This is a genomic window from Paenibacillus sp. FSL H7-0357, assembly GCF_000758525.1.
Classification (GTDB): Bacteria; Bacillota; Bacilli; order Paenibacillales; family Paenibacillaceae; genus Paenibacillus_AQ.
The window spans coordinates 2,985,511-2,998,000 of sequence record NZ_CP009241.1 but is presented as its reverse complement, the minus strand read 5'-3'; the positions used below and the strand labels follow the sequence as shown (position 1 = coordinate 2,998,000).

12 protein-coding genes are annotated in these 12,490 nt (G+C 41.9%); 1 reads left to right on the top strand and 11 read right to left on the bottom strand.

Features of this window, described 5'->3' with window-relative positions:
• Positions 1-51: 51 nt before the first annotated feature.
• Genes H70357_RS12880 through mdcA form a run of 7 tightly spaced genes read right to left on the bottom strand, consistent with a single transcriptional unit; the run spans position 52 to position 6,942 of the window.
• Positions 52-771, bottom strand: a complete 720-nt coding sequence (locus tag H70357_RS12880; RefSeq protein WP_197073686.1) for a GDSL-type esterase/lipase family protein — start codon at positions 769-771, stop codon at positions 52-54.
• A 21-nt stretch (positions 772-792) separates the two neighbouring features.
• Positions 793-1,668: a triphosphoribosyl-dephospho-CoA synthase CitG gene (citG, locus tag H70357_RS12875; RefSeq protein ID WP_038589827.1), complete on the bottom strand. Its 876-nt coding sequence runs from the start codon at positions 1,666-1,668 to the stop codon at positions 793-795.
• 22 nt (positions 1,669-1,690) lie between these two features.
• Positions 1,691-2,635 carry a malonate decarboxylase subunit epsilon gene (gene mdcH / locus H70357_RS12870; RefSeq protein ID WP_038589824.1) on the bottom strand — a complete coding sequence of 315 codons (945 nt, stop codon included), beginning with the start codon at positions 2,633-2,635 and terminating at the stop codon, positions 1,691-1,693.
• A gap of 21 nt (positions 2,636-2,656) precedes the next feature.
• Entirely contained in the window at positions 2,657-3,277 is a 621-nt protein-coding gene (locus H70357_RS12865; RefSeq protein ID WP_038589821.1) for a malonate decarboxylase holo-ACP synthase, read from the bottom strand.
• Entirely contained in the window at positions 3,268-4,965 is a 1,698-nt protein-coding gene (gene mdcD / locus H70357_RS12860) for a biotin-independent malonate decarboxylase subunit beta (RefSeq protein ID WP_038589818.1), read from the bottom strand. The genes H70357_RS12865 and mdcD overlap by 10 nt, the downstream gene beginning before the upstream one ends.
• Positions 4,946-5,254: a malonate decarboxylase subunit delta gene (locus H70357_RS12855; RefSeq protein ID WP_038589815.1), complete on the bottom strand. Its 309-nt coding sequence runs from the start codon at positions 5,252-5,254 to the stop codon at positions 4,946-4,948. Before H70357_RS12855 ends, mdcD begins: the two co-directional genes overlap by 20 nt.
• A gap of 26 nt (positions 5,255-5,280) precedes the next feature.
• Positions 5,281-6,942, bottom strand: coding sequence for a malonate decarboxylase subunit alpha (mdcA, locus tag H70357_RS12850; RefSeq protein ID WP_038599394.1), 1,662 nt, complete (start codon positions 6,940-6,942; stop codon positions 5,281-5,283).
• A 126-nt stretch (positions 6,943-7,068) separates the two neighbouring features.
• Between mdcA and H70357_RS12845 the strand changes: the two genes are divergently transcribed.
• Positions 7,069-7,965, top strand: coding sequence for a LysR family transcriptional regulator (locus H70357_RS12845; RefSeq protein ID WP_038589813.1), 897 nt, complete (start codon positions 7,069-7,071; stop codon positions 7,963-7,965).
• 67 nt (positions 7,966-8,032) lie between these two features.
• On the opposite strand, the gene H70357_RS12840 is transcribed toward H70357_RS12845, so the two are convergent.
• The 4 genes from H70357_RS12840 to H70357_RS12825 form a co-directional block, all read right to left on the bottom strand.
• Complete coding sequence (locus H70357_RS12840) at positions 8,033-8,950, bottom strand: carbohydrate ABC transporter permease (protein WP_038589810.1); 918 nt, start codon at positions 8,948-8,950, stop codon at positions 8,033-8,035.
• Positions 8,951-8,961: 11 nt separating this feature from the next.
• Complete coding sequence (locus tag H70357_RS12835; RefSeq protein WP_038589807.1) at positions 8,962-9,924, bottom strand: ABC transporter permease; 963 nt, start codon at positions 9,922-9,924, stop codon at positions 8,962-8,964.
• Positions 9,925-10,000: 76 nt separating this feature from the next.
• Complete coding sequence (locus H70357_RS12830) at positions 10,001-11,650, bottom strand: extracellular solute-binding protein (protein WP_081965790.1); 1,650 nt, start codon at positions 11,648-11,650, stop codon at positions 10,001-10,003.
• A gap of 107 nt (positions 11,651-11,757) precedes the next feature.
• A complete protein-coding gene (locus H70357_RS12825; RefSeq protein WP_038589804.1) occupies positions 11,758-12,489 on the bottom strand; it encodes a response regulator transcription factor in 732 nt (243 codons plus the stop codon).
• Position 12,490 lies beyond the last annotated feature (1 nt).

Below are 12,490 nucleotides of genomic sequence, written 5' to 3'. Positions count from 1 at the left end.
ATCCCTGTTACATCAAGGAATAGTTATCGAATTCAAGCTATGAAAGTCGAGTTAATATAAGTGCTTTTTCATATTCTCAAGAATAACTGAATATGCATTTGGCCACATATGAACACCTTCCACAGTATATTCTGCTCTTAAATTCCCTTCTTCATCTGTTAAACCTTCATTAACGTTTATAAAGTTAAGCCCTAATTTCATAGCTAATTCTTTGACTTCTTCATTTATTGACAAAATATTTGTATTATTACGAGAAGCAAACATGTTGCTTTGACTTTCTGAATCCAGCCCAAAATTCCCCTTTGCATTTACTGGATAATAAGCCATTACGTACACTTCACATGTAGGCAATATTTCTTTGATGCGCAGCAGAATTTCTTTATAATTTTCTAAAAGTATTTCTTTTTTTTCATTATCCAGACCACCGCCGATATCATTTGATCCAATATTTATAAATATTTTTGAAGGTTCTAATTCAAAAATGCACTCATTCATTAGAGAAAGCAGATCTTTTGTAGTGATGCCACCAACTCCGCGATTATAGATAAAACGGTCTAAACTCAGTACAGCTTGCATTTCCTCAATAGGAAAATGTTCCATTAATGAAGAGCCGACAAATAAAATCTGTCCCTTTTTAATATACTTATTACGCATTCTATATTTTTTCACTAAAGCTTTTTGATATTCAAGAAAATTACTGTGCTCCCTCTGTCTTATTAATTCATTAATTTCCGGGTCTTGTAAAAGCTCCTTCATTCTGTTTGTTGTCATAATAATCACTCCCGTTCAATTTTAAATTTCCTTATTCATATATTGTTCAACTAAAAATAAAAACACGGTGATGGCAAGTAAGTCTGCACTTCCACCCGGACTGATTTTTTCTGTTATAAACTCCTGGCTCATTATTGCTATCCGTTCTTTACCCTGGGTACTTTTCATACCGCCTATTTCAATGATGCCTCTCGCTTTTTCTTTAACGCTTTCCAGTTTTTCTATACTGTGTCTATGAAGTATCGTCGTATCATTGCATTGCGCCATTAAACCAATCAATGTATGAACTAGCCTGTCATTAATACTTAAATCTGCATTTTGTTTAAATAGTTCTAAGGAATATTGAAAAACAATCGGCATTCCTCTTTCTACTTCACCTCTTATACCATCAATTTTATATTTCAGGTATATTTTTTCCCCGTGTGATAGTTCCGGCTTATTTAGCAGTGCTATAAAATCATTTTCTACCAAACCGTTAGCCATCTTTATTATTATATTTCTTAATTCACCAAAGGTTTTTTTTTCATAAAAAGCTTTACCTACTGCAGCACAAGCTATGCCCATCAGGAATAACATCCCTTTGTGAGTATTTATCCCTTTGGTTTTCATAAACATTTCTTCTTCTGCTTTGACTCCGAGGGCTCTAACATCTTTAAAAATTTCCAGATAAGTTTGACTACTATATCCATGCTGCACAAATAGGGCTAGATACTTACTCAAGACTGCAGTGCTATCAATAAAGGTAAAGTAGTCCATATCCTCGTGCGCTCCATTAGATGTCGGAGAAACCAGCCCTGGGGATGGAAAACATGATACTTCATAAAGTATGGACTGCAATGCGAAGCTACTGATTGTTAAAGAAATTTCGTTTAGAAATACTATTTTTTCTTTCTCCATGATACCCCCAAAAAATTCCAGCTTATCCGTTGTTGCACTTCTCTCTTTCTCTTGTAATTAGTAACATCGCCGAATCTAGTCCACTGTTCATGGCAGATATGCATCGTGAATCAGGAAAACCCTTCCTTGCGAGATTTGTAAGAGTGTCTCCTGGTCCAATCTCAACAAATAATCGGGTGCCCCGTTCAAACATTAATGTAGTACCTTCATGCCAACGAACGGGATTTGCTACACCCTCTGATAAATCATTCCTTATTTCCTCTGCTTTTCTTAGTACCCTTGCCCTACAGTTCCCAATATACGGAATATTTGAATCCTTAAGTTTAACACTCTTCAGTTCCTTAGTGAGTTCATTAGAAACCGAACTAAGAAGTCTGCAATGAGATGGTACACTTACGTCAAGCAGCTTTGTTTTGTACGCTCCTATTGAACGGGCCAATATAAAAACTTGTTCTACAGCAGAAATACTCCCTGCAATCGTAATCTGATCCTGTGCATTCAGATTTGCAATATAAACCGGATTATTCTCTGTATTTATCTTGGTTATTAGTAAAGTTAAATGTCTTTCATCCAGTCCAATAATAACCCCCATCCCAAAACCTGATGGATAAGCCTCTTCCATTAGCCTTCCTCTTAACTCCACTACAGCTACTGCATCTGAAAAGCGGAGCGAACCACACACAACAGCTGCTGCAAAAGCTCCTATGGAGTGCCCTCCAACCATGTCTGCAACCGCTCCCTTAGACTTTAATAAGCTGGCTGCTGCTACTTCGTGAATAAGTAAAGAAAGCTGAACTGCCCTTGTTGAAGAAGAAAGGGCTTCATTTGTATCCAGTGTAAGTGCATCCTCTCCTAAAACCATGCTTGCTTCCTCAATTTTTTCAGTTATTATAGGGTGTTTAGGTAAATCATGAAGCATGCCAGGTGCTTGTGATCCTTGACCTGGAAATAAATATGCAATGCTCACTCTGCACCTCCAAACATAATCCTATAGTGATTGACTCTCAACGAGCCGAGGCCCATCTGTTGTTCGTAGCATAATTGAACTTTCCCCTCTTGCGTACTCAGCAAGTATTACACAGCCTTTTAATGTTTCTAGTTGCACATCAACTTTGACAGTTGTCTGCAGGAGTCTATTCATCAACTGTTTTGAAGTGTTCACAGGCAAACACTCCGAAACTCGAATAATAATATCCATATCGCTGTTTTTTGTAGCGGTATTAATTCCACTAGCAAGCTCATAACCTATGCTTCCAGTCGGTCCCCAGCTTATTCCCTCCTGAGTTAAAATGCTGTCTACAAACTCAAGGGCATAAGAAATCCCGATTTCTTGAAGATGCTTATTTGTTCTCCAGCTTTTGCGGAATGCGAGCTCTTCTGGAGAGACACGCTCAATTATATTATCGATTTCTATAGTCGCAGCGGACCTCTGATTTCGACGATTTCCGCGTATCCCCACCGGAACCGCACACCCTAGTATTGGAGCTCGGCGTACCACTACGAAGGGCGCTTTCATCAGAGATTGAATAGCCCATGGAGATTGTGGTGAATCAAAGATTATACTGTCAATATTTCTAAATCGTACTAAATCGTGCGGATTTAATTCCATTCCTCTGCAAGCCTTTCCCGTACTTTTATGGAAGCAGCCCTTCCTGTTACAGCATTATGGGAAGTGAGCCGGTTGCTCAAGTCCTTTGGAGATTCACGTGCAGCTTTTATAGCCGCTGCCAGACTAGTTAATACCTTTTCAACATCCTCTTTGCCTGGGTCATCCGCATTGATACCCGTCATTAATTCATGCAAAGCTCCAAGGGTTGAATAGGACCGAATATCATAGGCTATTGACGGGACTTTTTTAGAAGCTGACTCCAATTCATCAACACTTCGCTTTGTAATTCTGGCAGCAGACTGTTTTGACATTGCATGCACTATAACACCCGGATCATCAAACGCTATAATCCTATTCGCCTGATATCCATGTGCCAAGAATGCTCCAGATATAGCTGGCCCAACAAGTAATGCGATAACCGGGTGACCGGCATATCTTGCAGTTGCATAAGCATCTACTGAAGCTGCGCAGGATAAAAATATTCCTAGTAATTCTTCTTTATAACCATAAGCTTGACTCGGTACATCTACTACTGCAACTATTGCCCGACGTATTTCTTTGTTTGCATCTTCTTCTATTGCTTCACGGACATATTTTGCAATAGTCCAACCTTCCTCCAAACCCACTTCACCATGACGAGCTCTTGGAAAACGGCTATTGGGATTTGGAACCACTGTAATATATCGAACAAGTTCCCCGCTTAATTCATTATCAGCACATAATACTGACGGCACATTCCCGAATCCTGGATTTAACAAGCCCGTTAGGGCTTTAAACCAGATTTTCCCGCGACTTATCACTTCTTCATCAAAATTTTCAATATGGTCCTTTACTTCATGTTCAACAACCCCCATACTAGCTTCGCTTTCCCACATTTGACGTAATTCTAAAGGAGTTAGCGTTTTAGTAGGGTCAATAGCGTAAAGCTTGGAAAGATAAGAATCTACTTGAGAGCTTCTGAATCCGTTGCATTGTTCACTTCTGAAAGTAGTTTGAAGCGCTCCCTTTATCGCAGTTATGTCGTCTTCAACAAGAACATCTACTAAACCTGTAGCATGACGCTGTATACCTCCGATCGTATTCCATATCATTTGTCTGTCTGTAGAATCCCATTCAGCTATACCAGCCTCCTGTTCAATAACCTCGGGACCGTTCAGTGTGAGCCTACCTTCAGGAGTCATTAAGATCGTACTGAATAAGCCTGCTGTCATGGACATTCCGCCAAAACAACCTACCTTTCCCGGTATAATACCGACTACCGGTACAAGCTTACGTAAAGCAACAATAGCGGATTGAATTTCCGAAATCGAAAGCAATCCATAGTTGGCTTCCTGAAGTCTCACACCACCGCTGTCCAACACAACTACTGCAAGAGTTCTTACACCTTTCTCGTTATCACGAATTGCAAGTTCCAGTGCTCCGGCGATTTTCGAACCGGAAACTTCACCAATCCCGCCTCCTTGAAAAGCCCCTTCAATAGCTATAACTACAGCGGATTTTCCATCAATTAAACCGCGAGCTACCACTACACCGTCATCGCTTTGCGGTACTATACCTTGCTGTGACAAGTGTGGAGATTCCAGTCTTTCAAATGGCCCAAGCAATTCTCTAAACGTATCTTTATCAAGTAGGGCCCTTGACCTTTCGCGGGCATTTAGCTCTACAAAACTATCCTTCTGTTTTTTCAACGCTGCACACCTCCAACACCTGTAATAATCTCATCGAAACCATTCCTGGAGTTGCGCCGAAATCGTTAATTTCAATATTTGCTGCAATGTCATTTACAGAAAAAAATCTGTCTAAAACGCTCTTCCATGTCTGCCTGAAACCATCAGAAGAAGTTCTTACAACGACGTACGAAACCTCTTTTTTTGATGGCTCTAGTAATATTTCCAAATCCCCTGAAGCAACTACTCCAACATATGCATGCTTAGTCACGGATTTTGTAGCTTTATATTCAAAAGACAATTGCTCCATAATTCTTACACCTCCCATGAATCACCTTACCAGTTACGGAACTTAGCCGGTGGTTCATATAATCCATCGGACCATTTCACTAGATCATCTATACTTTTTGCTGCCAGTAAGGAACGTTTGGCATCAGTCCGCCTAACATGAAGATCCTCCGGCAAAGCCACAATTCCATCCTGTCTTAATTGTTGCACCATCTCAATACTGCATGTTTGTCCTATGGGTGTTACCCCAGCTACTGCGGCTAACGCCATACGCCGCTCTTCAAGGCTCCTTGCCTTGAATAAATAAGCAATTCCTTCTTCTGTTACAACATGTGTAACATCATCACCGTAAATCATTACCGGCGCTATAGGCAATTTAGCATCATGCCCAACTTTAATCGCATCCAAGGACTCAACAAATACAGGTGTATGACCATTTTGATAGGTCTCCACCATTTGAACAACTAGTTTCCGCCCCCGAACTACAGGGCTTTCCCCAGTAATCATATTTAACCAAGCATCCGTTGCATGTCTTCTCCCATGAGGATCGGCTCCCATATTAGGCGCTCCTCCAAAGCCGGCAAGTCTGCCTAAGGTAACCGTTGATGAATTTCCATCAGCATCTATTTGAAAAGTAGATCCTATAAACAAATCCACTGCATATTGTCCAGCAACCTGCGACATCGCCCGATTAGAGCGAAGGCTTCCGTCACGGCCAGTAAAGAATACATCCGGTCGTGCTGCAACATATTTTTCCATACCTACTTCCCCACCAAAACAGTGGACACTTTCCACCCAGCCACTTTCAATAGCAGGAATAAGTGTGGGATGAGGATTAAGCGCCCAATTTTTGCATATTTTTCCCTTTAACCCGAGGGATTCCCCGTAAGTTGGAAGAATCAGCTCAATGGCTGCCGTATTAAAGCCTACTCCATGATTAAGTGAAGTTACGTTATGACGCTCATATATTCCACGAATAGTCATCATAGCCATTAGAATATGCATCTCACTAATCAGTCTGGGATCTCTCGTAAATAAAGCTTCCAGCTGATAGGGCTTATCAGCTACAACGATAAAGTCTACCCATGAACCTGGAATATCCACCCTTGGCAATTCATCAACCATTTCATTAACCTGAACAATAACAATGCCATCACGAAATGCTGTAGCTTCAACTATAGTGGGTGTCTCTTCCGTGTTTGGTCCGGTATAAAGATTCCCCTCTGCATCTGCCTTGTCTGCAGCAACCAAAGCTATGTTTGGCGTTAAATCAATAAATAGCCTTCCATATAACTCAAGATAGGTATGAATTGAACCTACTTTCACAATGCCATCCTCAATCATTTGTGCCATTCGAAGACTTTGAGCTCCAGAATATGAAAAATCAAGTATCCTAGCAATACCCTTTTCAAAGATTTCAAGATGCTCCGGTCTTGAAACACTTGACATGACCATATGCAAATTATTAACTTTACCCGGATCTACATTATTAAGTGCAGTAGAAAGGAAAGACGCCTGCTTTTGATTATTGCCTTCCAGTGCCACACAGTCACCAGTCACTATAAGGTTCTCAAGAACTTCAACTATTCTGTCAGTGGGTATTATGCGGCCTTTCACTAGCTTCTCAACCTTAGCTAATTGACGTGTTTTTTTGTCACGGCGAGTGGTCCAAGATCGTCCTGAACTTTTAGCTAAGTCCAATTCATTCATCATATATTTTCTCCTTTTTAACAGCCTACTGCTCCACTAATTATATTATAAGATTGAATATATATAACGTCTAAGATATCATTATGTATAGTATGTATACATCTAAATGTATAAAAGGAGTTATTTATGGAACTATTACAACTTAAATATTTTCGGACAGTTGCCCGTTATGAACACGTTACACGAGCAGCGGAAGAACTTCATATCCCTCAACCGGCACTTAGCAAAACAATTTCTTCATTAGAAAAAGAACTTGGAGTTTTATTGTTTGACCGCCGCGGAAAGTATATATACCTTAATCAATATGGAAGAGCCTTCTTAAGAAGAGTAGAACAAGCTTTGACTGCTATAGAGGATGGTAAAAATGAACTTAATGATTTAACTGGAAAATCAATTGGATCCGTAAAACTTGCCGTCTTAGCTGCTTCAAATTTGCTACCCGATCTCTTAAGCTCTTTCCGAAAGGAGTATCCACATATAAGTTTCAACCTTATACAACATTTCTCCAATTCAATAACCAAGCCAGACTATGATTTATGTATTTCCTCATCCGCCATCAAGCTAGAAGGAACTACAAGTATTCCCATTCTAACGGAAGAAATTTTCCTTGCAGTCCCTATCGAACATCCTCTTGCAATGCGGGAAAGTATTTATTTAAATGAGGTTGCGGGTGATGATTTTATTAGCCTAAAAACAGGGCAGGGTCTCCGGGAGATCACTGATAAATTCTGCAAGCACTCGGGGTTCACACCTCATGTTATTTTTGAAAGCGATGATCCATCAACGGTTCGTGGTCTTATAAGAGCAGGGCAGGGGATCGCTTTTATACCTGCAATTACGTGGGGCGGGTCTACAGGCACTTCTATGAAACTCTTGCATATTGAAGAACCTGTATGTGAGAGAACCCTCTCTCTCTCATATACTGTAGAACGCTATCTGCCACAGGCAGCGCGATTATTTCGTCAGTTTGCCATTGATTATTTTGCTAATCTTAGTTTAAAGGCGCACAAAAACCGTGTCTGACGAAGAGAATTTCGTCAGACACGGACACTTAGAAAATAGCAATAAAAGCAAGCACCCCTCTTCTAGCCTATTCCTTCACACCGCCCAAGGTTAATCCGTGCACAAAATATCGTTGCAGGAACGGGTAGATCACGATGATGGGCACTGCAGCCACAATCGTAATGGCAGCTCGTATGGAGGTTGGTGTAACAATGTTCGCCTGCTGGTTCTCGGAGTTTGAAAACAAGGTTTCTGCGTTTCCACTAACGCTCATGCTGGCGGATTGCAGCTTTTTCATCAATTCATATTGCAAGGTGCTCAGATCTTGCTTGGAAGAGTTGTACAAAAAGGTGTCAAACCAACTGTTCCACTGTCCCACAGCTACGAACAATGCCACTGTCGCCAGAACCGGCATACTGAGTGGAAAAACAATTTTAAGGAAAATCGTAAAATGATTGGCTCCATCTATTTGCGCAGATTCCACCAAACTATCCGGCAGCCCTTCCATAAAAGAACGCATAACAATCAGATTAAAAGCCCCGATTAGCCCGGGAATAATATATACCCAGAAGGTGCCATTCATGTGAAGGTTTTTGATAAGCATATAGCCTGGAATCAGTCCACCGCTGAAATACATGGTAAAGATAAAGAGAAACGATATTTGGCGGCGCAGAAAATATTCTTTTCTGCTGATCGTATAAGCCAGCATAGCCGTGCAAAATACACTAATTATCGTTCCTATAACCGTCCGAGAAACGGAAATGTAAAAGGCATGATAAATCATATTGTCCTCAAACAAATTCGAATAATTTAAAGTAGTAAATTTGCGCGGCCAAATGAAATTGCTGCCCAACACAGTGTCTGTAGCCTGGTTAAAGGACACAGCCAATGTATTGAGAAAAGGATATAATGTGACAACCAACAGCATCAGCATCAGCAACACATTGACATAATCAAATGCGGACAGCTTCCAGTTTCTTCTCTGCCCCGTATCTATTCTTTCCATTCTCTTCCCTCCTAAAAAAGCCTTTCTTGCCCCATGCGCTTGGCGAACTGATTAGCGGAAACCAGCAGGATGACGCTGATCAGCGTTTTAAATATGCCGGAGGCGGTGGCAAACGAATACCTGGATAAGTTGATACCATATTTGAGTACGAACAGGTCAATCGTCTCCGCTTGATCCACAACCATTGGAGTCTGCAGCAAGTACTGCTGTTCAAACCCGGCGTCTAAAATATGACCAATGCTCATAATGAGCAGTATGACAATGATCGGTCTGATTCCGGGAAGCGTGATATGGAAAATCTTTCGAAAACGGCCTGCACCGTCAATACTTGCAGCTTCATATAAAGAAGGGTCGATCATCGTCATGGCCGCCAAATAAATGATCGCTCCCCACCCAACACCCTTCCAGACATTGGATGCGCCTATGATCCACCAAAAATACTCTCCTTTTGACAACCACAAAATAGGCTCCTGTATCAAATGAAGACTTACTAAGATATGATTCACAATTCCTTCAATGGAAAGCATATTCATGATTAGATTTGCCGCAACAACCCAAGATATAAAATGGGGAAGATAGCTTATGGTTTGCACAAAACGCTTGAACATAATGCTGCGCAATTCATTAAGCAAGAGGGCAAGCGTAATGGAGCTTAAAAAGCCGAATACCAGGTTGATAATGCTCATCGCCAATGTATTGCGAATGACACGAAGGAAAGAATCATCCCGGAACAGCTCTCGAAAATTTTCCAGCCCGACCCATTGATTTTGTAGCATGGGAGTGCCCAGCTTGAAATCTTGGAATGCCATCAGCCATCCCCACAGGGGAAAATAAGAAAACACGATAACGAACAGTACAAAAGGAATGGACATGGCCATGAGAGCTTTCTGTTGCTTGACCTTTTTCCATAATGAACGGGTCGGTTTGACCGATCCTGCCTTTGGATTTGCCTTTAATTCACTTGCAGCGTCCATGGTTCCCCTCCTCATTTTCTTTGATGATCGGCACAAGGTGGCATTCTAGTCCCCCGTGTGCCGTCATCAATTATAATTACCAGTTAGCCTGACGATCCTTCACTCCTGCCGTAAGCTCCTCCAGCCAGCTACTTACATCCAGCTTGTTGACATCAGCGACGTAATCCTTCCAGGACTTTTCAAAATCCGCCTTCGTCTTGGATAAGACCATTTGCGGAGGATATTTCTTGTTCAGGTCGTCGAGCTTTTGATTGAAAATTTTTCCTTTATCGGAGAGCTCAATGCTCCACAACGGGAAATATTTTCTCTTGGTATTCGGCGGATTGAATAAATCCTCATAGGTCTGAACCCCGTAACCCTTCAGGATTTCCTTATCCATCTCATCATAATCGGCAGCAATTATTTCCGGCTGCCTGTAAGACTCATAATGGTTTCCGTCCGGCATGGTGCCGGAAGCGCTTGGCCAGAACCAAACAACGTTGCCACTCCAATTCAGAGCGTTTTTGGAATCGGACAAGTATTTGCGTTGCTCCTCCGTGCGGTAGAAGCGCCCGTTGTCGCTGACCATGAAGTCTTCACCCTTCACTCCCCAGTTTCGGAGAATTTGGCCCTCATCGCTGGCCAAATAGTCCGCGTACTCGATGGCTCCTACCGGGTCCTTACAATTCACGGATATGGACCAGCCGGTATTATAGTTCATGCCTGGAAGATCCAGATAATCGCCTTTGATGCTATCGTCAAAGGTAAGCTGAAGCGGAACGAACATGCGGTTACTCTTGCCCTGTTGCTTCAGGGAGGCCAAGGCCGTCTGGAACTGCCATTTTTGATCGAACATGCCCAGAACACGTCCACTTGACAGCTTTGCCAGGTATTGTTCATAGTTCATAACGAATGCTTCTTTGTCAATCATACCCTCATTATATATATCGTTAAGTTTGGAATAATACCGTTTCGTTATGTTCTCATCGGTTTGGTAAAATGTCAGTTCATTTTTCTCAGGGTCCACCATGGCTCTGGAATCATTGGGACCACCCGCCAGAAACTGCATAGCTGTTGTGAGTGTGAAGTTGCGGGTATCGTATGTCAGAATTTCAAAAGGAATGGTATCTGCGCCATCAATCTGCGGATGCTTCTTCCAGTAATCCCGCAGAACATCAACATATTCATCGAAGGTTGTGATCTTGGGATATCCCGCCTCCTTCAGAACCTCCTTCTGGACCCAGAAGGCAGCGCTGATTCCTTTGGTGGCATTGGTCACAGGAGCTCCCATCGGCAGCGAATAGATATGTCCGTCGGAGCTTTTTAAGCGGTTCCAATAAGGACCGTAGAGCTTCTTGATGTTGGGCGCATGCTCCTCAATCAGATCCTCCAACGGAATAAGCGCTTTCGCATCAACAAACTTTGTGGTTGCATCCGTAAAGATCATGTCTGGATAATCCCCGCCTGCTACCATAACCCCTATCTTCTGATCCTTCTCCCCGACAAGACGCTCATACTTGATGGTCACGCCTGTTTTCTGCTGAATAATATCTCCGAGCTTGGTGTGTTCCGGCACATTGTCGCCCGAAGTCATAATGAAATACGAAAAGCTAGCCGTCTTGATAGAATTCTGTGTGGACTCTGGTGAGGATGAGGGCTGGGACTCATTTGAGCTGCATGCTCCAAGCACCGTTGTTAGAAGCATGGTTGTTGCAGCCATCATTGTAAGCGTTCTCTTTTTAAACAAATCGTTAACCTCCTTATGTTTTTGACATTACAAATCATATCAAGAATTCGGGAGATTCCGTACCCGCGACATCTTAGGAGTATACCTGACAAATTTAACATTGTTCCTCATTTCCCCCGATAAAGAGAGGGGGTGCAGCCAACCAGTTTTTTAAACTGCTGGACGAAATAATCGGAATCGCTGTAACCCACAGATAACGCAATATCTGCTATTTTATTGGATGAGCCTTTCAATTTTTTTTTAGCTTCTTCCACTCTGATTTGATGAACAAAATTATTAAAATAGCTTCCGGTTTGCTTTTTAAAGAGCTGACCCAAATAAATGGGATTCAGAAAAACCTTATCCGCTATCTCTTTTATCATTAACGGTTCCTTATAATGCTCTCGAATATACCGGATGACCTCTTCTACTGCTTCGCTATTCTGCACTACATTCCCCGGTATTTCTAGTGGCAAGGAATTATTAGCAAGCGCAATACGACACCGTGTGCGCTGAAGGGCTTCAATTAATTGTTCCTCATCGATGGGCTTTAAAATATAATCGATAGCGCCATATTTCAGCGCCCTTTGGGCATAATCAAATTCGCCGTAACCAGAAATCACGACAAATTGGCAATCAAATCGGCCCGAAACCTCCATCATCAAATCCAATCCACTCAACAACGGCATTCGGATATCTGTGATTACTAAAGAGGGCCTTTCACGTTCAATTAGCACAAGGGCCTGCTTGCCGTCTTCAGCATCACCGCATAATGTAAAGCCAAATGTCTCCCAAGGGATGATCTTTTTCAGTCCTTCCCTCACTTTCGGCTCGTTATCGACAATAATGGTTTTTAGCATC

What these genes read in the sequence shown, in the direction of transcription:
- H70357_RS12880 (WP_197073686.1), bottom strand. Translation starts at nt 771, where the DNA reads ATGACAACAAACAGAATGAAGGAGCTTTTACAAGACCCGGAAATTAAT.
- citG (WP_038589827.1), bottom strand. Translation starts at nt 1,668, where the DNA reads ATGGAGAAAGAAAAAATAGTATTTCTAAACGAAATTTCTTTAACAATC.
- H70357_RS12865 (WP_038589821.1), bottom strand. Translation starts at nt 3,277, where the DNA reads ATGGAATTAAATCCGCACGATTTAGTACGATTTAGAAATATTGACAGT.
- H70357_RS12855 (WP_038589815.1), bottom strand. Translation starts at nt 5,254, where the DNA reads ATGGAGCAATTGTCTTTTGAATATAAAGCTACAAAATCCGTGACTAAG.
- mdcA (WP_038599394.1), bottom strand. Translation starts at nt 6,942, where the DNA reads ATGAATGAATTGGACTTAGCTAAAAGTTCAGGACGATCTTGGACCACT.
- H70357_RS12845 (WP_038589813.1), top strand. Translation starts at nt 7,069, where the DNA reads ATGGAACTATTACAACTTAAATATTTTCGGACAGTTGCCCGTTATGAA.
- H70357_RS12840 (WP_038589810.1), bottom strand. Translation starts at nt 8,950, where the DNA reads ATGGAAAGAATAGATACGGGGCAGAGAAGAAACTGGAAGCTGTCCGCA.
- H70357_RS12835 (WP_038589807.1), bottom strand. Translation starts at nt 9,924, where the DNA reads ATGGACGCTGCAAGTGAATTAAAGGCAAATCCAAAGGCAGGATCGGTC.
- H70357_RS12825 (WP_038589804.1), bottom strand. Translation starts at nt 12,489, where the DNA reads ATGCTAAAAACCATTATTGTCGATAACGAGCCGAAAGTGAGGGAAGGA.